Here is a 22642-nt window from a genome sequence, read left to right on the forward strand (position 1 = left end):
CCGCGGCGCTCAGGCGCGCGGCTTTCTGAAACTGTCCAGCACCATCAAGGCGGCTCCCACGCAGATGAAGGAGTCAGCCAGATTGAAGGCCGGGTACGACCAGCTGCTGTAGTAATGCACCTGGATGAAATCGATCACATGGCCATGGACGATGCGGTCTATCACATTGCCGAGCGCGCCGCCCATGATGAAGGCCGCGGCCAGGTTCATCAGTCCGCTGAAGCGGTTCTTGAAGATATTCCAGCCCAGCCAGCCGGACACCGCGAAAGCCAGGCCGGAAAACAGATACTTCTGCCAGCCGCCGGCGTCGTGCAGGAAGCTGAACGCCGCGCCCGGATTGTACAGCAAGGTAAACCCGAAAAAGCCGGGAATGATTTCCCGGACTTCGCCGTACTGGTAATTGCCGTTGAAATAGATCTTGGTCAATTGATCCAGCAGCACGATCACCGCGGCCAGCGCAAACCACTTCGGCCATTGCTTGGCCTTGGGCATAGTCATTGCAGATTCCATCAGACCTTTCCACGACGCGAAGCGGAACTCCGCGCACTCTATATCAAAGCGCCGGAAGCCCGGAACGCTGAGCGTTCCCATGCTTCCGGCCCGGCCGTGCCGCCGCGTCGTCGACGCGGATCAGGCGAAGCGGCGCGTCTCGCCCTTGCCGTCGATATTGTCCACGCAACGGCCGCACACCGCGCCGTGGCCGGCGTGGCTGCCGACGTCGGCGCGGTAGTGCCAGCAGCGCTCGCACTTCTGCTCCGCGGACGACGCCACGCTGACGCGGGTTTGCTCGCCTGGCTTGACGCTGGCTTTAGAGACAATCAGCACGAACTTGAGTTCATCGCCCAAGGCGTTCAGCCACTGCGACAGCTCGCCGTCGGCCTCGATTTCGATCTCCGCCTGCAGCGAGGAGCCCAGCTGATCGGCGCTGCGCAGCGCTTCGATCTGCTTGTTGACCTGGGCGCGCAGCTCGCGGATGGCCTGCCACTTGGCGGACAAGGCCGCTTCGCGCTCGGCGGACTGGGCCGGGAACTCATGCCAGACGTGATACAGCGGCGATTCTTCCTCGCTGTCCACCAGCACGTTCCACGCCTCGTCGGCGGTGAAGCACAGGATGGGCGCCACCAGCAAGAGCAGGCTGCGGGTGATGTGGTACAGCGCGGTCTGAGCGCTGCGGCGCGCGTGGCTGTCCGCCTTGGTGGTGTACAAACGGTCCTTGATCACGTCCAGGTAGAAGGCGCCCAGATCCTCGGAGCAATAACCCACCACCTCCTGCACCACATGGTGGAAGGCGTAGCGCGAGTACAGTTCGCCCGCCGCCTTTTCCTGCACTTCGCGCGCGCGCAGCAGCGCGTACTGGTCCAGTTCCACCATATTGGCCAGCGGCACGGCGTGTTCCAGCGGATCGAAATCCGACAGATTGGACAGCAGGAAGCGGATGGTGTTGCGCAGACGGCGATAGCTTTCCGTCGTGCGCTTCAGGATTTCCTGCGACAGCGACATATCGCCGGAGTAGTCGGCGCTGGCCACCCACAGGCGCAGGATGTCGGCGCCCAGGGTGCCGCAGATCTCTTCCGGCGCAATGCCGTTGCCGCGCGACTTGGACATCTTGTAGCCCTTGTCGTCCACGGTGAAGCCGTGGGTCAGCAACTGCTTGTACGGCGCGCGGCCTATGGTGGCGCAACCGGTTTTCAGCGAGGACTGGAACCAGCCGCGATGCTGGTCGGAACCCTCCAGGTACAGGTCCGCCGGCCAGGCCAGTTCGGCGCGCTGCTTGAGCACGGCGAAATGGGTGGAGCCGGAATCGAACCACACGTCCAGGGTGTCGGACAGCTTGCGGTACTGCTCGGCCTCTTCGCCCAGCAACTCCTTGGCGTCCAGGCTGAACCAGGCTTCGATGCCCTGCTGCTCGATGCGTAACGCCACTTCTTCCAGCAATTGCGCCGTGCGCGGGTGCAGCTCGCCGCTTTCCTTGTGGATGAAGAAGGTCATCGGCACGCCCCAATTGCGCTGGCGCGACACGCACCAGTCAGGGCTGTTCTTGATCATCGCATCCAGGCGCGCGCGGCCCCAGGCCGGGAAGAACTCGGTGGCGTCCACCGCGCGCTGGCTGATGGAGCGCAGAGTCTCGCCGCCGTGGCCGGCCTTGTCCATGCCGATGAACCACTGCGGCGTGGCGCGGAAAATGATGGGGGTCTTGTGGCGCCAGCAATGCGGGTAGCTGTGCTCCAGCTTGGCCTTGTGCACCAGCGCGCCGTGCTCTTCCAGCGTTTCGATGATGCGCGGATTGGCGTCCCAGACCAGCAGGCCGGCGAACAGCTCGGTGCCCGTCTTGTAACGGCCGTTGTCCGCCACCGGGTTGGCCACCGGCAGCTTGTAATGCAGGCCGGCCTGGAAGTCTTCCAGACCGTGGGCCGGCGCGGTGTGCACCAGGCCGGTGCCGGCGTCGGTGGTCACGTGATCGCCCAGGATCACCGGCACTTGGCGCGCGTAGAACGGGTGTTGCAGCTGCAAGAGCTCCAGCGCCCGGCCCTTGGCCTCGCCCAACACCTGGCAGCTCTCGACGCCGTAGCGCTTCAGCGCCGCCTCGGCCAGCTCCTTGGCCAGGATCAGCTTGCCCTTGGGCGTATCCAGCAATTGATAAACCAGTTCGGCGCCGGCGGCGACCGCCTGGTTGGCGGGCAAGGTCCACGGCGTGGTGGTCCAGATCACCGCCATCGCGCCGGAAGCGTCGGCGCCGAAGGCTTCGCCCGCCTTGTTCGCGTCCACCACCTTGAAGCCGACGTCGATCGCCGGCGACAGCTTGTCCTCATACTCGACTTCGGCCTCGGCCAGCGAGGAGCCGCACTCGATGCACCAGTGCACCGGCTTCTCGCCCTTGGTCAGATAGCCGTTCTCGAAGATCTTGCCGAGGGTGCGCACGATGTCGGCCTCGGTCTTGAAATCCATGGTCAGATAGGGATTGTCCCAATCGCCCAGCACGCCCAGGCGGATGAAGCCCTTCTTCTGGCGCGCCACTTGCTCTTTCGCGTATTCGCGGCACAGCTCGCGGAATTTGGCGGCGGGAATGTCCTTGCCGTGCAGCTTCTCCACCATCAGCTCGATGGGCAGGCCGTGACAGTCCCAGCCCGGCACATAGGGCGCGTCGAAACCGGCCAGCGTCTTGGAGCGGACGATGATGTCCTTCAGCACCTTGTTGACCGCGTGGCCCAGGTGGATGTCGTTGTTGGCGTACGGAGGGCCGTCGTGCAGGATGAACTTGGGACGGCCGGCGGAGAGCTTGCGCAGCTTCTCGTAGCGCTTCTCCTCCTGCCAGCGCTTGACCCAGGCCGGTTCGCGTTTGGCCAGATCCCCGCGCATGGCGAAGGGGGTATCCAGCAGGTTTACGGTTTTTCGATAATCGATGCTCATGCCTGCTCTCGCTGCAAACTTGTCAAATAGGTCTTGGCGCTGGCCGCGTCTTTTTCGATCTGAGCGATCAGCGCCGATAAATCATCATACCGCGCCTCGTCGCGCAGTTTCTTCAGGAATCGCACCGTCAGCCGCTGGCCGTAGAGATCGCCGGCGAAATCGAACAGATGCACTTCCAGTTTGTAGTCCGGGGTATCGCTGACCGTCGGGTTCAAACCCAGACTGGCCACGCCGCCCAGCACGCCGGCGTCGGTCTCCGCCTGCACCACGAACACGCCCTGCAAGGCCGGACGCAAATGCGGCAGATGGATGTTGGCCGTGGGGAAACCTATGGTGCGGCCCAGTTTCTTGCCGTGCACCACGCGGCCGGAAATCTGGTACTCGCGCCCCAGCAGGCTTTCCGCGCCGCTCAAGTCGCCGGCGGCCAGCCGCTCGCGCACCAGGCTGCTGGACGCTCGCTCGCCCATGGCCAGCACCGTCGGCATCGCCTCGGTGACGAAATGGGGACAGGAGCTCAACATCTCGAAGTGGCCCTGCCGCTTGGCGCCGAACTGGAAGTCGTCGCCGATCAGCAAATACTTGGTCTGCAAGCCCTGCACCAGGACTTTGTCGATGAAGTCCTGCGCCGACATGCCGGCGAAACCGTGGTTGAAGCGATAGACGAACACATAGTCGACCAGGCCCAGCCGCTGCAAGAAAGCCAGTTTGTCGCGCAGCGTTGACAGGCGGCCGGGCGGCTTGTCGCGCGCGAAGAACTCCCGCGGATGGGGTTCAAAGGTCAACAGAGCCGTCGGCAAGCCGCGCGCGTCGGCTTCCAGCCGCAGGCGCTGCAGCATTTTCTGATGGCCAAGGTGCACGCCGTCGAAATTGCCTATGGTCAAGGCGCAGGCTGGCAGCTGATAACGCCGCGGATCTCCAAAAAATACCTGCATGTGCTGGTCTTATTGCGTCCTGAAAACCTTCGATTGTATCTGCCAGCCACGGATAGCGTCCAGACATGAAACGCAATTGGGGCGGCGACGGCGAAAGGAGCCCGCCCTCCGCCGTACAATGCAAAAAGCCCCGCAAGATTGCGGGGCTTTTTGAACAGAGCGACTAATCGAGATTACTTCTTCTCAACCAGGGACTCTTTAACCGCGTCGATGGTCAGCTCAACGCGACGATCAGACTCGATGCATTCCTTGATAGCCAGGTTCTGCTTGGAACCTTTCTTCTGGTATTTCGGGAATTTGGCCTTGCACTCGGCGGTCATCTTGGCTTCAGCGGAGCCGCGACCTACGGAGGTCACTTTTTCAGCCGGAACGCCAGCAGCGATGAAGTAGCCTTTAACAGCGTCGGCGCGCTCTTGCGACAGACGGTTGTTGTAAGCGGCGGAACCCATGAAGTCGGTGTAGCCAGCAACTTCAACGGACTTCAGGTAGCCTTTGCCGGCGTTGGCTTTCAGCTTTTCAACCAGCGGGTCCAGTTCGTTCTTGGCGTCGGCGCGCAGCTTGGCCTTGTCGAAGTCGAACAGCACTTTAGCGGACAGGGTGACTTTTTCTTTTTCGGAAACCAGCACCGGCTTCGGAGCTTCGGCTACCGGCTTGGCAGCTTCACGGTCGCCACATTCAACCAGGCCGTCCTTGGCCTTGTCGAAGAAGTTGGTTCTCCAGCACTCGCCGTAGTTGTTGCGAGTCACGGATTCGGTGGACTGGTCAACGGCATAGCCAGGTTTAGCAGCAAAAGCGCTAGCGGAAACCAACAGAGCAGCAACCAGGGCGCTCAGTTTCAGCTGTTTAGTCATGTTATTCCCTCTTTAATCTATAAAATGGGTAGCAATGCGGGCTGACGCAAAGACCACACGAACAATTTTACTGCAAACAACAGGGTGATCTGCAAACTGTGTTTATGCAGTTAACCCGCACTATAGAAACGCTGCAATCCCATGTCAACTTGAGGCGCCACAGATTGCGAGCAATCCGTTGCAAAAAAACGTCAAAAAAAGCGTTTTTTTTCAGCCTCTGTCTCGCATAAGCCACACATTACACCGATGTGACGCGCCTACGAAACAGTGGCAGCGGGTTCAGCACGGTAGCCTGATAGTTTTCGCTAAAAGTATTGAAACCATCCAGCGAAGATTCCAGTGTCTTGCCGTCCTTGATGGCAAATGCATCAAAACCAACTTGCGCCATGGAATGCAGCAAGTCTTGCCAGACATCCCCGATCGCCCGCAGTTCCCCGCGATAGCCGTAGCGCTCGCGCAGCAAGCGCGCATGACTGTAGCCGCGCCCGTCGGTGAAGGCCGGAAAATCGACGGCGATCAGCTCCAGCTCTGGCAAATCGGCCAGTAGCCGCGCCGGATCGTCCTCCGGTCCCAGCCAGACGCCCACCCGCGCCGCATGGCTGCGCCAGAACGCGCGTCGTTCCAGCCAATCGGACAGCGGCACGATCACATTGCCGCCCGCGGCGGTTTCCGGCAACTGGCCGTTTTCATCCTGGCGCAGCAGATTCCAATCGTCGGGCCGGACTTGTCCCTGTTTAATGATGTTTGGCATACACCCGCTCCTTGAAGGGTTCGATGCCGATGCGGCGCACGGTTTCGATGAAGCGCTCGCCCGGACCGCGTTGCTCCAGATAGACGCTCATGATGGTGGTGAAGGCCTTGGGCACGTCGGCCTGGGCGAACGAGGGCCCGATCACCTTGCCTATGCTTGTGGCGCTGCCCTGGCTGCCGCCCAGCGTGATCTGGTACCACTCTTCCCCGTTTTTATCCACGCCCAGAATGCCGATATTGCCGATGTGATGGTGGCCGCAGGCATTCATGCAACCGGAGAAATTGCAGTCGATGTCGCCGAGGTCGTAGAGATAGTCCATGTCCTCGAAGGTTTGCTGGATGGCCTCGGCCACCGGAATCGAGCGCGCGTTGGCCAGCGAGCAGAAGTCGCCGCCCGGACAGCAGATGATGTCGGTGAGCAGGCCGATATTGGGAGTGGCGAAGCCGTGCTGGCGCGCCAGCTGCCACAAGGCGTGCAAATCCTTTTCCGGCACGTCCGGCAGCACCAGGTTCTGTTCATGGGCGACGCGCAGTTCGCCGAATCCGAAGCGCTCGGACAATTCCGCCGCCGCGTCCATCTGTTCCGCGCTGATGTCGCCGGGCGGCACGCCGGCGCGTTTCAGCGACAGCACGACCGAGCGATAACCCGGCCGCTTGTGAGCGCGGGTATTGCGCTCCGCCCACCGGGCGAAGCCTTTGTCTTCTTCCAGCCAGGTCCGCAGCTCGGGCGGATTGGCCGGCAGCGTCTGATACGGCGGATCGGTGAAAAAGCTGGCGTAGTGCGCGACGTCCTCGTCGCGCAGCGTGGCCGGGCCGCCCTTGATATGCAGCCATTCGTCCTCCACCTTGGCGGCGAAGCCCTCCACCGTCATCGCCTTGACCAGGATCTTGATGCGCGCCTTGTATTTGTTGTCGCGGCGGCCGAAGCGGTTATAGACCCGCAGCACCGCGTCCAGATAGGTCAGCAGATGCGGGGTGGGCAGAAAATCCTTGACCACGTCGCCGACGATGGGCGTGCGCCCCAGTCCGCCGCCCACCATCACGCGGAAACCGACTTCGCCGGCCTCGTTGCGCACCACGTGCAGGCCGATGTCGTGCACGCGGGTGGCCGCGCGGTCTTCCACGCTGCCGGACACCGCGATCTTGAACTTGCGCGGCAGGAAGGTGAACTCGGGGTGCAGCGTGCTCCACTGACGGATGATCTCGCACCAGGGGCGCGGATCCAGCAGCTCGTCGCCGGCCACGCCGGCGAAGGCGTCCGTGGTGGTGTTGCGCACGCAGTTGCCGGAAGTCTGGATCGCGTGCATTTCCACCGTGGACAGCTCTTCCAGGATATCCGGCACCCGCGCCAGCTCCGGCCAGTTGAACTGGATGTTCTGGCGGGTGGTGAAATGGCCGTAGCCCTTATCGTAGCGGCGGGCGATGTCGGCCAGCTTGCGCAGCTGGCCGCTGCGCAGATGGCCGTAGGGAATGGCGACGCGCAACATGGGCGCGTGGCGCTGCACGTACAGGCCGTTCATCAGCCGCAGCGGGCGAAACTCGTCCTCGCTCAGTTCGCCGGCCAGATAGCGCCGGGTCTGATCTCGGAATTGAACCACGCGCTCGCGCACGATGCGGTGATCGACTTCATCATATTGATACATGGTGCTCTTTCAGGCGGCGCTATGCCGGGCGTTTCAACGGGCTGGCCTTGACGTGCAGGCCGCATTCCTTGGAATCGGGGTTTTCCCACCACCAGCGGCCGGCGCGGACGTCCTCGCCCACCGAAATGGCCCGGGTACAGGGCGCGCAGCCGATGGAGGGGTAATGGCGGTCGTGCAGGGCGTTGTAGGGCACTTCGTGCGCGCGCAGATAGTCCCAGACCTCGCCCTCGCTCCAGTCCAGCAGCGGGCTGAACTTTTGCAGGCCGTTGTCGGCGTCGTATTCGCTGACCTGCAGATCCTGGCGCGTCGGCGACTGTTCGCGCCGCAGCCCGGTGATCCAGGCCGAACGCCCGGCCAGCGCGCGCCTTAGCGGCTCCAGCTTGCGCAGCTGGCAACAGGACTTGCGCGCGTCCACGCTGCGGTAAAAGCCGTTGATGCCGTGGAGGGCCACATACTGCTCCACCGCGGCGGACTGCGGAAAATACACGGCGACGGGGTGGCTGGGATAACGCTCTTCCACCCGCTGCATCAGGTCGTAGGTTTCCGCCGGCAGGCGGCCGGTGTCCAGGCTGAAGGCCGCGATGCCCAGGCCCAGGCGGGCGATCAGATCGGTCAGCACCATGTCCTCGGCGCCATAGCTGTTGGCCAGCACGGCGTCCGGATGCTCGGCCGCGATCGTCCTGAGGCAGGCGACGGTGGCGTCCAGTTTTGCTTCCAGGCTCATCAAAGGCTCCAGGCAGGAAATTTCATGACAATCCTACCCAAGCCGCTTATAAACCGAAAAGAATATTGTGTTAGTATTTAATTACTACAGGTTTTATAGAGGATGGCGTCGCATGAAGCTGCAACAACTGCGTTACTTGGTCGAGGTGGCCAAGCAAGGGCTGAACGTCTCGGAGGCCGCGGAAAAGCTGCACACCTCGCAACCGGGCATTTCCAAGCAAATCCGGCTGCTGGAGGACGAGCTGGGCATCCAGGTTTTCATCCGCAACGGCAAGCGGGTGGTCTCGGTGTCCGAGCCGGGCAAGGAGGTGCTGCGCATTTCCGAGCGCATTCTGCGCGAAGCGCAGAATCTGAAACGGGTGGGCGACGAATTCTCCAAGGAGGCGGAAGGCGCGCTGACCATCGCCACCACGCACACTCAGGCGCGCTACGCGCTGCCGCCGGCCATCGCCGAGTTCGTTCGACGTTACCCCAAGGTGAGGCTGTCGATCAAGCAGGGCAGCCCCACCCAGATCTGCGAAATGGTGGTGTCCGGCGAAGCCGACCTCGCCATCGCCACCGAAGGCATCGCCTTGTATAAGGAATTGGCGATGCTGCCCTGCTATGAATGGAACCGCTCCATCGTGGTGCCGGAAGGGCACGAGCTGACCAAGCTGGATCGCCCGTTGACGCTGGCGGACATCGCACGCTACCCCATCGTCACCTACGACTTCGCCTTCGCCGGCCGCTCCAAGATCAACAAGGCCTTCGCCGATCAGGGCCTGGCGCCCAATGTGGTGCTGACCGCGATAGACACCGACGTGATCAAGACCTATGTCAGCCTGGGGCTGGGCATCGGCATCATCGCCAGCATGGCCTACGAGCCGGAGCGCGATATCAATCTGCAGCTGCTGGACGCCGGCCATCTGTTCGAGCCGTCCACCACCAAGATCGGCATCCGCAAGGACGCCTATCTTCGCGGCTTCGCCTACACCTTCATCGAACTGTTCGCGCCCCATCTGCACCGGCGCGAAGTCGAAGCCGCGCTGCTGGCGCGCGACCCGGACAGCGAGGATTGAGCCGCTTCCGGCCAGGCAAAACAAAACGCCCCGATATCGGGGCGTTTTCGCGTACAGGGGCGCCGGATCAGAGCGTCAGGCCACCTGTCACCTCGATGGCCGCGCCGTTGATGTAGCTGGCCTCGTCGGACGCCAGGAAGGCGTAGACGTTGGCGATCTCGGTCGGGTCGGCCATGCGCCGCATCGGCACCTTGTCTTCCATCGCCTGGATCACTTTTTCCGGCATCGATTGCAGGATGGGAGTGGCGACAAAGCCCGGACACACCGCATTGGCGCGGATGCCCTTCTTGCCGAGCTCCTTGGCCCAGGTCTTGACGAAGCCGATGACGCCGAACTTGGACGCCGCGTAGTTGGTCTGGCCGAAGTTGCCGTAGACGCCCACCACCGAGGACGCGTTCAGGATCACGCCGCCGCCCTGCTCCACCATGGTGTCGATCACCGCGCGGGCACAGTTGTAAACGCCTTTCAGATTGATGTCGATCACCTTGTCGAACTGGTCTTCGGTCATTTTCATCAACTGGGCGTCCATGACGATGCCGGCGTTGTTGACCAGCACGTCGATGCGGCCGCGGCGGTTTTTCAGGTCGGCGACCATGTCGGCGATCTGGCCCTTATTGGTCACGTCCACCTTATAGCCTATGGCTTCGCCGCCGGCCTGCTGCAACTCCTCGACCACCGCGTTGACCGCGTCCAGATTGAGGTCGCAAACGGCGACGACTGCGCCTTCTTTGACGAATTTCTCGGCGGTCGCCTTGCCGATGCCGCTGGCGGCCCCGGTGATGATGGAGACTTTACCTTTCAAGCGCATGGATTTTCCTTACTGACTTTGTAGATGACAGGCAATCCGCCCGGAGGCCGGACTTACAACTCCACCATCGACCACCTATGGCCAAACACCTGTTTTTATTGGTTATTTTCTAAAGCAAAAAAGAAAAGCGGGAGTTTGTGCGCTGCAGCCATTGCAGCGCACAAGACGCACTGCAATATAGCGCACTGACTCCCGCCGGTAAAGCAACTGCTCTACAGGTCAGTTACCGCGTGTAACCGACCAAGAGCCGAGGCTTACTCCAGGCCCTTGCTGGCCAGATAGTCTTCGTAGTTGCCGGTGTAGTAGTCGTAACCGCCCTTGCCGTCCAGTTCCAGCACGTGCGTCGCCAGCGAGCTGACGAACTGACGATCGTGGGAAACGAAGACCAGGGTGCCCTTGTACTTCTCCAGCGCCATGTTCAGGGACTCGATCGATTCCATATCCATATGGTTGGTCGGTTCGTCCATGATCATCACATTGGGCTTTTGCAGAATCAGCTTGCCGTACAGCATGCGTCCCTTCTCGCCGCCGGACAGCACGCGCACCGGTTTGCCCACTTCGTCGCCGCCGAACAACAGACGGCCCAGCGTGCCGCGGATCACCTGCTCGTCATCGCCTTCCTGGCCCCATTCGCGCATCCATTCGGTCAGCGTCATATCGCTGTCGAAATCGGCTTCATGGTCCTGGGCGAAATAGCCGACCTGGGCTTTTTCCGCCCATTTGATCGAACCGCGGTCGGCGCTCAGGCCTTCGGCGAACGGCGCGTTGAAGGCGCCGGCCAACAGCTTGACCAGCGAGGTCTTGCCCGCGCCGTTGGGGCCGATGACGGCCAGACGGGCGCCGGCTTCCAGGATCAGGCTCAGATCCTTGAACAGCACCTTGGCGTCGTAAGCCTTGTTCAGGTGATCCACCTCCACCGCCTGACGGTGCAGCTTGAACTTGTCGTCCATTTCAAAACGGATGAACGGGTTCTGACGGCTGGACGGCTTCACTTCCACCATTTCGGACTTCAGCTTGTCCACCTGCTTCAGTCGGCTGGTCGCCTGGCGCGCCTTGGATTTGTTGGCGGAGAAGCGGGCCACGAACTCCTGCAGTTCCTGGATGCGTTCCTTGGCCTTGCTGTTGGACGACAGCTGACGCTCTCTTGCCTGAGCCGACGCGATCATATAGTCGTCGTAGTTGCCCGGGTAGATGCGGATAGTGTTGTAGTCCAAGTCCGCCATATGGGTGCACACCGAGTTCAGGAAGTGACGGTCGTGCGAAATGATGATCATGGTGGCGTTGCGCTCGTTGAGCACGTGTTCCAGCCAGCGGATGGTGTTGATGTCCAGGTTGTTGGTCGGTTCGTCCAACAACAGGATGTCCGGATTGGAGAACAGGGCTTGCGCCAGCAAGACGCGCAGCTTCCAGCCCGGCGCCACTTCGCTCATCGGGCCGGCGTGCTGTTCCACCGGAATGCCCACGCCCATCAGCAGCTCGCCCGCGCGCGCCTCGGCGGTGTAGCCGTCGTATTCGGCGAACTTGGCTTCCAGTTCGGCCGCGTGCATATAGTCGTCTTCGCTAGCCTCCGGGTTGGCGTAGATGGCGTCGCGTTCGCTCATCGCAGCCCACATCTCGGTGTGGCCCATCATCACCACGTCGATGACGCGCTGATCTTCATAGGCGAACTGATCCTGACGCAGCTTACCCAGGCGCAGACCGTTCTCGATGGCCACCTCGCCGCTGGTCTGCTCCAGGTCGCCACCCAGAATCTTCATAAAAGTGGATTTGCCGGAACCGTTGGCGCCGATCAGGCCGTAACGGTTGCCTTCGCCAAATTTGACGGAAACCTTTTCGAACAAAGGTTTGACGCCAAACTGCATGGTAATGTTGCTTGTGGTAATCACGCTTAGGGATCCTTCAGCCAAATAGCCGTAAGTATCGGAAAAACGTGGGATTCTAGCACAGTGCCGGCGTTTTCCCGAGCCGTCCGTCACGGAAACGCCGCCTACCTTTTGCCAGCATCTGGAATTCCGCTACAATCGTAAGCCTTGTTTTCTATTCCCTGAGATAGGCTGAACTATGCTTACCGGCAGCTTGGTCGCCCTGGTCACCCCGATGTCCGCAGACGGCTCGGTGGACTACGAGGCACTGCGACGACTCGTCGATTTCCATATTGAGAATGGCACCGACGGCATTGTCGCGGTTGGCACCACGGGCGAATCCGCCACATTGAACGTGACCGAGCATATCGCCGTGGTCAAGGCGGTTGTCGAATACGCTGAAGGCCGCGTCAAAGTCGTCGCCGGCGCCGGCGGCAACTCCACGGCCGAAGCGATCGAGCTGAGCCACCTGTCCCAGGAGGTTGGCGCCGATTACGTGCTGTCCGTCGTGCCTTATTACAACAAGCCCACTCAGGAAGGTCTGTACCAGCATTTCAAAGCGATCGCCGACGCCAGCAAGCTGCCGGTCATTCTTTATAATGTGCCCGGCCGCACCGTTGCCGACATGAGCAACGACACCGCGCTGCGCCTGGCCGCCCACCCCAACATCGTCGGCCTGAAAGACGCCACCGGCGACATCGGCCGCGCCTGCGATCTGGTCATGCGCGTTCCGGACGGCTTTACCCTTTATTCCGGCGATGACACCACCGGCATGGCCTTCATGCTGTGCGGCGGCCACGGCGTGATCTCGGTCACCGCCAACATCGCCCCCAAATCCATGAGCGAGCTGTGCAAAGCCGCCACCAGCGGCAACGCCAAGCTGGCTCGCGAGATCAACGACAAGCTGCAAGGCCTGCACAAGCAGCTGTTTATCGAACCCAACCCGATTCCGGCCAAGTGGGCGCTGACGCGGATGAACCGGATTCCCTCCGGCATCCGCCTGCCGCTGACTCCGCTCTCCCCCGACGCGCAAGCGGCCGTGGAAGCGGCGATGAAACAAGCCGACGTCCTTTAACCCTTCCCCTGCCGAAACGATGGGAGACCGCATGAAACGAACCGCGCCCGCCGCGATTCTGCTGGCAACTGGCATTATCGCCGGTTGCAGCTCGCAACAGCCGCTGACCAAAAAGCTGGACTACCAGTCCGACAAGCCCAAAACCGTCAACACTCTGGAAGTGCCGCCGGATCTGACCGCGCCGCAAGTCCAGAACAAATACACCATCCCAGGCGCCGCCAGCGCCGCCGCCCAGGGCGCCAAGACCGACGCGCCGGCGCAACAGCCGGCGGCCGGCAGCTCGGTCGCGCTGAACCAGCTGGACAACGTCAAGATGGAACGCGCCGGCACCCAGCGCTGGCTGGTTGTATCCGGCAAGAGCCCGGAACAGCTGTGGCCCGCGCTGAAAGCCTTCTGGCAGGACAACGGCTTCGTGATCAAGAGCGAAGACCCGGCCGTGGGCGTGATGGAAACGGATTGGGCGGAAAACCGCGCCAAACTGCCCAACGACGGCCTGCGCAAGCTGCTGGAAACCGTCGGCCTCGGCAGCGTCTACTCCACCGGCGAGCGCGACAAGTTCCGCATTCGTCTGGAAAAGACCGCCAACGGCACGGAAGTTTACTTCTCCCACCGCGGCATGGAAGAAGTCTATGCCGACACCACCAAGACCAATACCATCTGGCAGCCGCGCGCCACCGACCCGGGCCTGGAAGCCGAGTTGCTGGGCCGCTTCATGATGAATCTGGGCATGGCGGAAGATAAAGCCCGCGAACAGGTCAAGCAGACGCTGAGCGCGCCGGCCAAGCCGCAAACCCCCATCGTCGACGGCCAGTTGCTGCTCAGCGACGAGTTCGACCGCGCATGGCGCCGCGTCGGCCTGGCACTGGACCGCGTCGGCCTGGTGGTCAGCGACCGCGACCGTTCCCAGGGCGTTTACTTCGTCAAACCGGCCAAGAGCGAAACCGACAAGAACGAGTCCGGCGGTTTCTGGTCCGGCCTCGCCTTCTGGAAGAGCGACGACGGCAAATCCGCCAAACCCACGGAGCAGGAATACCGCGTGCAGATCAAGGAAACCGCGCCCGGCTCCAGCACGGTGTCCATCCAGGACAAACAAGGCAAGCCGCTGTCGGACGCCTTCAGCAAGGCCGCGCTGTCCAAGCTGCAAACCGAGCTGCAATAAGACGCGAAATCAACGCGTCCCAAAAGATAAAGCCCGCTGTCGCGGGCTTTTCTTTGCGCCTTGTTTTCCCAATGGCCGGTCAATGAATCCGGCCATCCGTTATCAGGCGAAATGTAACGCTTTGTAGCGAACAGACAATTGTGTTGTTTTCATGTTGCAACACCCCTTGTTCCATTTGCTACAGATACAAAAAAACCGGCCATAGCCGGTTTTTTTGTCGCAGGCCAAGAATTACTTGGCAGCGGAAGCCTCAGCAGCCGGAGCGGAAGCAGCAGCCGGAGCGGAAGCTTCAGCAGCCGGAGCGGATGCCGGAGCGGCAGCCGGAGCGGATGCTTCAACAGCAGGAGCGGAAGCTTCAGCCGGAGCTTCAGCTTTCTTACCGCAAGCGGACAGGGCTACAGCCAGCAGGGCAGCAACGAGGAGCGACTGTTTCATTTTTTCATTACCTTTGAGGATAAGTTGAACAAGACGTCAGTTATCGCACGGTCTTCGAAATAAGCCGGGCGACTGAAAATCCATCAGTGCGCAAATTGTATCACGAAAAAAAAGGCTGTATAGGGGGCAAAATTCCAAAAAAACACCTTTGCCCATAATCCTCTTCCGCAAAGCAGCATAGCCACAAAAACGGGCGTTTACCCCTGTCGTTGAGGCCAGAATTTGTCGATATCACTTGCGCATCCGAACAATTTCTGTGGTTATTTTGCTACATTCGTCGCCAAATGCCAATAGCCTGCCAGGTATCCCTCGTACAAACATTCCTGCATGCCAGGCCCAAGCGCCGCGCCGGCAATGCTTCTGGCATTGGCGAAGACGCGCCAAGCGGCGAAATCCTCTTCCGCGGCCTCCAGTTTCTCGCCGTTGCAATAGAAACTATCGCCGCAGAACAGGATCTGGCTCTTGCGGTCCAGTTCCAGTCCGCGCAATGTCGCTTCGCTCTCGAATTCGGCCTCGTCCAACTCCTCTTCCGGCGCGTCGTAAAATACATGCGCCTTGGGTTCGGTCAGATAGTGGCCCAGGAAGTCCCCCACCGCGGCCTTGTCCCAACGGATCTGCTCCAGCAGACGGCTGACCTGCTCCACCATCTCGTCGCCGATCCGCGCCGGGTCCTGCTGCAGCTTGAGCCCGGGATCGGCGTACACGCCTTCCGCGCAGATGCGGTCCTGCAGATGCACCAGGAATTGCGTCGCCAGTTCCTGCGCCGGCGGCGCGCGGAAGCCGATCGAATAAGTCATGCCCGGGTCCAGCGCCACGCCGTGATGCGCGCACTTGGGCGGCAGATAGAGCATGTCGCCGTGCTCCAGCACGAACTCCTGCTCGCAACGGAAGTCCTTCAGCACCCGGATCGGCGCGTCTTCGATGAAGTCGTCGTCGTGCTGGGTGGAGATCTGCCAGCGCTTGCGCCCGCCCACTTGCAAGAGGAACACGTCATAGGCGTCGAAATGCGGCCCCACGGTGCCGCCCGGCGGCGCGTAGCTGATCATCAGATCGTCCAGCCGCGCATAGGGAATGAAGTTGAAGCGCCACAGCAGCTCGTCGATGTGCGGCAGATGCTGATTGACCCCCTGCACCAGCAAGGTCCAGTCCGTCTCCGGCAGCCGGCGGAAACGCGCCGGGCGGAACGGACCGCGCTCCAGGCTCCAGCGGCCGTTGCGGCATTCAATCAGACGCGACTCTGCGTCTTCACGGGTTGCCAGTTGCGACAGCACCGAAAAATCCGCCAGCGGCCCCACTTCGGTCAGGGCGCCGCGGATCAGCAAAGGCTTCTTATGCCAGTACTCGGCGAGGAACTGTTCGGGCGACATCCCGCCCAGCAAAGTTGTTGTGTTCATGGCAGTTTCACGGGCTGAAACGCCCGGCAATGGTTTACAATATGGGATGCGCGCAATTGGCGGCGCATCTGAAAATCGTTTTCGATGGCCGGCTTGCGCCGCCATCCGCTTTATTTACCTTCCTTCACGGATCCGCACTCATGCAAATCTCCAAAAACACCGTCGTGACCCTCCACTACGAGATGTTCGACGCTGACAACAACCTCCTCGACAAGACCGAAGAGCCGATCAGCTATCTGCACGGTGGCTACGACGGCATCTTCCCGCTGGTGGAAGAAGCTTTGGAAGGCAAGGCCGTTGGCGACGCCATCGACGTCAAGATGACGCCGGACGACGCTTTCGGCGACCCGGAAGAAGAACTGATCCGCTTGGAAGACCTGGACGTGTTCCCGGCTGACGTCGAAGTCGGCATGATGTTCGAAGCCGACGATCCGGAAACCGGCGACGTGCTGCTGTTCCGCGTCACCGACATCGCCGACGGCAAGGCCGTGGTCGACGCCAACCACCCGCTGGCCGGCCAGAGCATCCGCTTCACCGCCAAGGTAGTGGAAATCCGCGCCGCCAGCGCCGATGAAGTCAGCCATGGTCACGCCCACGGCGAGCACGGCCACCACCATTGATCAGGCATCCGGCCCTGCCGGCACCGGCGTCATTGTAATGCTTTTGCCGGCGCGCCGGCCTGATTTCGACAAAGGCGGCCCATTGGGCCGCCTTTGTCATGCCTGAGCGCAAACGCTCCGGCGCTATCCCAAGCGCGCGCGCCGCCAGCGCCAACAACCCGCGGCCAGCACCAGCGCGCACACCGCCAGCCTCAGGCCGTACTCCTCATGGCTGCCCGGCTTGTACAACAGCCACAGCAGCTGCAGCGCCAAGGCCGGCAGCATCAGCGACTGCAGCCGCGCGCTCAAGCCCGCCGGCCATCCCCGAGGCCAGGCCCAGCGGCAAGCGGCGCACATGGACGCCCATCCCAGCAAGGCGCCCACCGTCACATCCAGCGGCCAGTGCACGCCTATCGCCAAGCGCGACAACATCACCAAGGCCACGGCCGCCGTCAGCAAGGCTCCGCGGCGCAAGACGCCTGAATAATAAAGAAAGCTCGCCAGCGTGGCGGATGCCATCGCATGGCCGGAGGGGAAAGAGCCGTTGCCGGGCAAATCATCCAGCAATTGCACCGAGCCCGGCGGCAGCGCCAACGGCGGTCGCGGCACGGCGAAGCCCGCCTTGAGCACGATGGCCAGAAACACGCCGACGCCGCAGCCCGCCAACAAGGCCGGCAGCTTGTCCGGCCGCCGCCAGCTCAAGGCCAGCAGCAGGGCCAGCACCGTGGGCCAGTCGCCCAGCACGCTCAACAGACGCCAGAACGCGCCGGGCGCGACGCGGCCGGCTTCATGCAAAATCAGGAATAAATCGCGATTGAAGACCGGAGACGCCGCCAGCGGAATCGCCAGCGGCAATAACAACAACGCCGGCCACAGCCGGCGCAGACAGGACAACTTAAACCACATCAGTCAGCTTTCATCGTTGCGAGGGTGATTCGATCCAGACCCGCCAGATCGACAATGGTTTCCACTTGCAGCAAACCCGCGTCGGCGAAAAGCCCGCGCACCGCCGCGCCCTGGTCGTAGCCGTGCTCGACGATCAAGCCTCCGCCCGGCGCCAGCCGTCGCGGCGCGTCGGCGGCGATGGCGCGCAGACAGTCCAGCCCATCGGCCTCGTCGGTCAGCGCCATCCGCGGCTCGAAGCGCACATCCCCCTGCCCCAGGTGTTCGTCGTCGCGCTGTATATACGGCGGATTGGACACGATGAGATCGAAGACCGCGTCCTCGGGCAAGGCTTGATACCAGCTGCCCTGATAAAAATCGACGCGCGCGCCCAGGCGTTCCGCGTTGCCGCGCGCGATGGCCAGCGCCTCCGGCGACAGATCGACAGCGCAGACCCGCCATGCCGGCGCCTCCAGCGCCAGCGTCGCGGCGATGGCGCCGCTGCCGGTGCCCAGGTCGACAACGCGGGCGGCGCGGTCGCCAAACCGCTGCAAGGCCGCCTCGATCAAGTGCTCGGTTTCCGGCCGGGGGATCAATACCTGCGGGCCCACGGTGAAATCGCGGCCGTAGAATTCTCGCCGGCCGATCAAATAGGCCACCGGCTCGCCGGCGGCGCGCCGGGCGGCGAGCGCGCGGAAACACGCCTCCTGTTCCGCGCTCAGCGTCTGTTCCGGGTAGGCCGCAATGCGGGCGTGAGTCAGCTCCGGCGCCGCCTGCTGCAACAGCATGCGGGCTTCCAGGCGGGGCAAGGGGTATAGGCGCAGCGCCTCGGCTATCGTCAGCATGGTCGTCACAACAGGAACAGGGTGGCGAGACCCAGGAAAATGAAAAAGCCGCCGGAGTCGGTACAGGCGGTGATCAGCACGCTGGAGCCCAGCGCCGGATCGCGGCCGGAGCGCTGCATCAGGCAAGGAATCAACACGCCCATGGTGGCGGCCAGCATCAGATTGAGCAGCATCGCGCCCAGCATCACCAGACCCAGCGAAAAGCTGCCGTACAACAGCCAGGCCACGCTGCCTATCACCCCGCCCCACAGCACGCCGTTGATCATGCTGACTCGCAACTCCTTGCGCCACAAACGCCAGGCCTGGCTCAGCTGCATCTGCCCCATGGCCAGCGCGCGCACGATCATGGTGATGGTCTGATTGCCGGAGTTGCCGCCGATGCCGGCGACGATGGGCATCAGCGCGGCCAGGGCCACCAATTGGGAAATGGAGTGTTCGAACACGCCGATCACCCGCGAGGCGATGAAGGCGGTGCACAGATTGATTGCCAGCCAGGCCCAGCGGTTCTTCACCGAGTCGATCACCGGCGCGAACAGGTCTTCTTCCTCTTTCAAGCCGGCCAGATTCAGCACTTCGCTGTCGGATTCCTCCCGGATCACGTCCACCATCTCGTCCACGGTCAGCCGGCCGATCAGCTTGCCGGCCTCGTCCACCACCGGCGCGGTGATCAAGTCGTAGCGTTCGAAGGCCAGCGCCGCGTCGGCGGCGTCCTCGTCCGGGCTGAAGCTGACCAGCTCGGTGGCCATCACTTCGGCCACCAAGGCGTCGGGGTCCGACACCAGCAGTTTGCGGATGGACAGCACGCCCTTGAGCAGGCCCAAGTCGTCGATGACGAAGATTTTGTCGGTATGCGCCGGCAGTTCGTCGAAACGGCGCAGATAGCGCAGCACCACTTCGCAGCTGACGTCGGCGCGGATCTTGACCAGGTCGAAGTCCATCAGCGCGCCGACCTTGTCCTCGTCGTAGGACAGCGCGGATTGCAGCTGGGCGCGCTCTTCCTCGTCCAGGCCGCCCATCACTTCGTACACCACCTGGCGCGGCATGTCCGGCGCCAGTTCGGCCAGTTCGTCGGCGTCCAGTTGCTCGGCGGCGTTGACCAGCTCGCCGTGCTCCATCACTTCGATCAGCGATTCCCTGACCGCGTCGGACACTTCCAGCAGGATGGCGCCGTCGCGCGCGCCGCCCACCTGGTCCCAGACCAGCAGGCGGTCTTCCAGCGGCAAGGCTTCCAGGATATGGGCGACGTCGGCCGGGTGCAGCTGCTCCAGCTTCAGCCGCAGCGCTTCCAGATTGTAATGCGGGGCCAGCGGGTCCGTCGGCGGCTCGGACGCCTCCTGACGGGATACAAGATCTTCCAACTGCCGCTGGCGCTCGATCAGGCGCTGCACCAGGGCCAGGCTTTCTTGCAGACGATCGGCGGATTGTTGCTTGAAGGCAACCGTCATGCACGTCTCCTTCCGCCCAGATGGCGCGCGCGGCGCGGGCGGTCTGAGGCGGGCGTTATTCTCTAACGGTAAATCGGGATTGGATTACGGGGTAACTGGGTAAGTCCATTGCGTAGCCGCCATGCCTCGCGCATGGCGCACTCAAAGAAAGTCGCGATTGTAACATGCCGCCTGCGCCGCTCCAATCCGGCCCCCGGGCGCTCACGGCAGTTCCACATAGCCCATTCGCCGCTGGATGATGCGGGTCTTGCGCGCCAGGCCCGGCGCGCCGCGATGGCTGTCGTAATAGCGCGGATTGGGCACCATCGCCGCCAGCTTGGCCGCCTGCGACGAAGACAGCCGCGCCGCGCTGGAGCGGTAGTAATAGCGCGAGGCCGCCTCTGCGCCGAAAACCCCGTTGCCCCACTCGATCACGTTCAGGTAAATCTCGAAAATGCGCCGCTTGTCCAACACCGTTTCCAGCATCACCGTGATCAAGGCTTCCTCCACCTTGCGCCACGGCGTCTTGCTGCTGGACAGGAACAAATTCTTGGCCAGCTGCTGGCTGATGGTGGAGCCGCCGGCGACGATCTTGCCCTTCTTCAGGTTTTTTTCGAAAGCGGCCTCGATGCCGTCCCAATCGAAACCTTCGTGATCGACGAACTTGGCGTCTTCCGACGCGATCAGCGCGCGCTTCAGATTGGGCGAGATCTGCTCGTAACTCACCCATTTGTGGCGCAGCTCCGCCTCGGGATCGTCCTGCTGCAGCTTGGCCAGCTGTTCGTTCATGAAGGCGCTGGCCGACGGATTGTGGCCGCGCCAATAAACGATATGGCCGAAGATCCACAGGTTATACAGCAGAAAGGCGGCCATCAGGGCCGCCAGTACTTTCAGGAAGAGACGCATCATCTGACTCGCGAAGCGAGCCCCCTCGCAGGGCAAGGGGGATTGGGATTCAAACCGCGGGAGGGAAAAGCGACGCCTTGTTGATGGGTCCGGACCCGCCGGACCCGGCGAGCGTCAGGCCAGCACTTCCCGCAGCATATTGGTCACCTTGCGGGTGGCCGGCTCCACGCCGCGCCAGATGGCGAAGGACTCCGCCGCCTGCTCCACCAGCATGCCCAGGCCGTCGGCCAACATGCCGGCGTTTTCCGCCTGCGCGCGTTGCAAGAAAGGCGTCAGGCCCTTGCTGTACACCATGTCGTAAGCCAGGGTGCGCGCGGTGAACAGGCCGTAGGGGATGGGCGGCAATTCATTGCTGAGGCTGGTCGAGGTGGCGTTGATCACGATGTCGAAGCTGCGGCCCTTCAATTGCTCGTAGCCTATGGCCTCCACCTTGCCCCAGGGCGCGAAGTGATGCGCCAGAGCCTCGGCCTTGATCAGCGTGCGGTTGGCGATGGTCAAGGAGGCCGGCTTTTGCGCCAGGATGGGTTCCAGCACGCCGCGCACCGCGCCGCCCGCGCCCAGGATCAGCACCTTGGCGCCGGCGATCGGGTAGTCCAGATTGTCCACGATGTCGCGCACCAGGCCCACGCCGTCGGTGTTGTCTCCGTAGATCTTGCCGTCGCGGAAGCACAGGGTGTTGACCGCCTCCGCCGCGCGGGCGCGCTCGGTCAGCTCATTGGCGAAACGGTAGGCGTCGCCCTTGAACGGTAGCGTGATATTGAGGCCCTTGCCGCCGGCGGAGACAAACTCGGCCACCACCTCGTTGAAACGCCCCAGTTCGGCGAACAACTTGTCGTAAGCGATATCCTGGCCGGTGGCCGTCGCGAATTCGTTATGGATGAACGGCGACTGGCTGTGCGAAACAGGGTTGCCGATAACGGCGTAACGGTCGGTCATGAGTCAGCTTTCCAAGATTTGGCTATGTTTTCGGTATTCGGATAGAGAGTGGCTAACAAAGCCCCGGCGCCGCGTCTCGCTTGGCTTTGTTGGCGGCTCTCGTCGCGTCCGCGCCGCCCTGCCGGCGGCGCTATGACACTTTGCCGTGGAATACGCCAAACTTCAACCACGACGTCGCCGCGCCGGCCCCGGCTCAGCCTTGTTGCCAGGGCAGGCCGCGCGCTTTCCAGCCGCCCACGGTGTTGCGGTGGCCGTCGGCGTCCTTGTCGCCCTCAAACCCCTCCAGCACGTTGTAGGCTTCGGTGTAACCGGCGGCGGCGGCCATGCGCGCCGCTTCGTCCGAGCGCACGCCGGAACGGCACATCAGCATCAGCACGCCGTCCTTGGGCAGCATGTCCTGCAATTGCTCGATGAAACGCGGATTGGGCTGCATGCCGGGAAAGCTTCGCCACTCCAGCCGCTGGGCATAGGGCACCACGCCGACGAACTGCCATTCCGCCGCGCTGCGCACGTCCAGCAGCACCGCTTCCGGCATCGCCTGCTTCAGCTGGTGCGCTTCCTGCGGCGTCAAGGCGCCGCGATAGGGCAAGCCCTGTTCTTCCGCCCGGCGCCGCGCCTGTTGCAATAGCCGCGTCATCTGATCCATGCAAGCTCTCCCCGCGGCCCGGCCGCCTTGTCGAACCGCCGACACCCCTTGACGCTGCGCCGGCCGGCCTCAGCGTCTTAGCGGGGTTTTGTCAGCCGCTCTCGTTACCTTAATATACGGAATATACGGATTATCCATATCGACGAAGACGGCCGCAATGCCGTCAACGCCCTGTTTTGGTGCATAAGCCGAATCCAGGCACCACCCTGGTTCATTCAACTCCGCTAGCGCCCGGTTTTGGGCTATGACACAATGGAATCTCAGCGATTTCAAAGCTGGCACGCTTAATGCTTAAGAGCCTGCCAT

The 22642-nt window shown here is 62.4% G+C and carries 20 protein-coding genes; 4 read left to right on the plus strand and 16 right to left on the minus strand.

What is annotated here, in order from left to right; genetic code table 11:
* Positions 1–9: 9 nt before the first annotated feature.
* From lspA to AB1Z25_RS15765, 7 genes are all read right to left on the minus strand, one after another.
* Positions 10–498 carry a signal peptidase II gene (lspA, locus tag AB1Z25_RS15735; RefSeq protein WP_048412579.1) on the minus strand — a complete coding sequence of 163 codons (489 nt, stop codon included), beginning with the start codon at positions 496–498 and terminating at the stop codon, positions 10–12.
* Between the two features lie 132 nt (positions 499–630).
* Complete coding sequence (gene ileS, locus AB1Z25_RS15740) at positions 631–3408, minus strand: isoleucine--tRNA ligase (protein WP_486635632.1); 2778 nt, start codon at positions 3406–3408, stop codon at positions 631–633.
* The gene (locus AB1Z25_RS15745; protein ID WP_107798520.1) at positions 3405–4340 is read right to left on the minus strand and encodes a bifunctional riboflavin kinase/FAD synthetase; all 936 of its coding nucleotides are present in this window, start codon (positions 4338–4340) and stop codon (positions 3405–3407) included. The genes ileS and AB1Z25_RS15745 overlap by 4 nt, the downstream gene beginning before the upstream one ends.
* Positions 4341–4513: 173 nt before the next feature.
* Positions 4514–5191 carry an OmpA family protein gene (locus tag AB1Z25_RS15750; RefSeq protein ID WP_107798519.1) on the minus strand — a complete coding sequence of 226 codons (678 nt, stop codon included), beginning with the start codon at positions 5189–5191 and terminating at the stop codon, positions 4514–4516.
* A gap of 238 nt (positions 5192–5429) precedes the next feature.
* Positions 5430–5942: a DUF934 domain-containing protein gene (locus AB1Z25_RS15755; RefSeq protein ID WP_227104416.1), complete on the minus strand. Its 513-nt coding sequence runs from the start codon at positions 5940–5942 to the stop codon at positions 5430–5432.
* A complete protein-coding gene (locus AB1Z25_RS15760) occupies positions 5926–7584 on the minus strand; it encodes a nitrite/sulfite reductase (protein ID WP_227104418.1) in 1659 nt (552 codons plus the stop codon). Before AB1Z25_RS15760 ends, AB1Z25_RS15755 begins: the two co-directional genes overlap by 17 nt.
* Positions 7585–7603: 19 nt before the next feature.
* On the minus strand, positions 7604–8308 hold the full coding sequence (locus AB1Z25_RS15765; protein WP_107798516.1) for a phosphoadenylyl-sulfate reductase: 705 nt from the start codon (positions 8306–8308) through the stop codon (positions 7604–7606).
* A 112-nt stretch (positions 8309–8420) separates the two neighbouring features.
* Here AB1Z25_RS15765 and cysB point away from each other — a divergent pair, with 112 nt between their 5' ends.
* Positions 8421–9365: an HTH-type transcriptional regulator CysB gene (gene cysB, locus AB1Z25_RS15770; protein ID WP_107798515.1), complete on the plus strand. Its 945-nt coding sequence runs from the start codon at positions 8421–8423 to the stop codon at positions 9363–9365.
* A gap of 67 nt (positions 9366–9432) precedes the next feature.
* Here the strand turns inward: cysB and fabG are convergent, their stop codons facing one another.
* Positions 9433–10173, minus strand: a complete 741-nt coding sequence (fabG, locus tag AB1Z25_RS15775) for a 3-oxoacyl-ACP reductase FabG (protein ID WP_043638508.1) — start codon at positions 10171–10173, stop codon at positions 9433–9435.
* Between the two features lie 254 nt (positions 10174–10427).
* Positions 10428–12059: an ABC-F family ATPase gene (locus tag AB1Z25_RS15780; RefSeq protein WP_107798514.1), complete on the minus strand. Its 1632-nt coding sequence runs from the start codon at positions 12057–12059 to the stop codon at positions 10428–10430.
* Between the two features lie 175 nt (positions 12060–12234).
* Between AB1Z25_RS15780 and dapA the strand changes: the two genes are divergently transcribed.
* A complete protein-coding gene (dapA, locus tag AB1Z25_RS15785; RefSeq protein WP_486635633.1) occupies positions 12235–13110 on the plus strand; it encodes a 4-hydroxy-tetrahydrodipicolinate synthase in 876 nt (291 codons plus the stop codon).
* A gap of 31 nt (positions 13111–13141) precedes the next feature.
* The gene (gene bamC / locus AB1Z25_RS15790) at positions 13142–14269 is read left to right on the plus strand and encodes an NlpB/DapX family lipoprotein (RefSeq protein ID WP_107798512.1); all 1128 of its coding nucleotides are present in this window, start codon (positions 13142–13144) and stop codon (positions 14267–14269) included.
* A gap of 695 nt (positions 14270–14964) precedes the next feature.
* Here the strand turns inward: bamC and AB1Z25_RS15795 are convergent.
* Positions 14965–16098, minus strand: a complete 1134-nt coding sequence (locus tag AB1Z25_RS15795; protein WP_227104425.1) for a ribosomal protein uL16 3-hydroxylase — start codon at positions 16096–16098, stop codon at positions 14965–14967.
* Between the two features lie 140 nt (positions 16099–16238).
* Here AB1Z25_RS15795 and AB1Z25_RS15800 point away from each other — a divergent pair, with 140 nt between their 5' ends.
* A complete protein-coding gene (locus AB1Z25_RS15800; RefSeq protein ID WP_107798510.1) occupies positions 16239–16718 on the plus strand; it encodes an FKBP-type peptidyl-prolyl cis-trans isomerase in 480 nt (159 codons plus the stop codon).
* A 123-nt stretch (positions 16719–16841) separates the two neighbouring features.
* On the opposite strand, the gene AB1Z25_RS15805 is transcribed toward AB1Z25_RS15800, so the two are convergent.
* The 6 genes from AB1Z25_RS15805 to AB1Z25_RS15830 form a co-directional block, all read right to left on the minus strand.
* Complete coding sequence (locus tag AB1Z25_RS15805) at positions 16842–17603, minus strand: phosphatase PAP2 family protein (RefSeq protein WP_486635634.1); 762 nt, start codon at positions 17601–17603, stop codon at positions 16842–16844.
* On the minus strand, positions 17603–18421 hold the full coding sequence (prmC, locus tag AB1Z25_RS15810; RefSeq protein WP_486637351.1) for a peptide chain release factor N(5)-glutamine methyltransferase: 819 nt from the start codon (positions 18419–18421) through the stop codon (positions 17603–17605). The genes AB1Z25_RS15805 and prmC overlap by 1 nt, the downstream gene beginning before the upstream one ends.
* Positions 18422–18429: 8 nt before the next feature.
* On the minus strand, positions 18430–19869 hold the full coding sequence (mgtE, locus tag AB1Z25_RS15815; RefSeq protein WP_107798508.1) for a magnesium transporter: 1440 nt from the start codon (positions 19867–19869) through the stop codon (positions 18430–18432).
* 201 nt (positions 19870–20070) lie between these two features.
* Positions 20071–20757 (minus strand): monofunctional biosynthetic peptidoglycan transglycosylase, encoded by a 687-nt coding sequence (gene mtgA / locus AB1Z25_RS15820; RefSeq protein ID WP_199225817.1) that lies wholly within the window; start codon positions 20755–20757, stop codon positions 20071–20073.
* 111 nt (positions 20758–20868) lie between these two features.
* On the minus strand, positions 20869–21690 hold the full coding sequence (gene aroE / locus AB1Z25_RS15825; RefSeq protein WP_107798507.1) for a shikimate dehydrogenase: 822 nt from the start codon (positions 21688–21690) through the stop codon (positions 20869–20871).
* A 193-nt stretch (positions 21691–21883) separates the two neighbouring features.
* Positions 21884–22336, minus strand: a complete 453-nt coding sequence (locus AB1Z25_RS15830; RefSeq protein WP_107798506.1) for a rhodanese-like domain-containing protein — start codon at positions 22334–22336, stop codon at positions 21884–21886.
* Positions 22337–22642 lie beyond the last annotated feature (306 nt).

This window comes from Chromobacterium sp. HL1 (assembly GCF_057418835.1).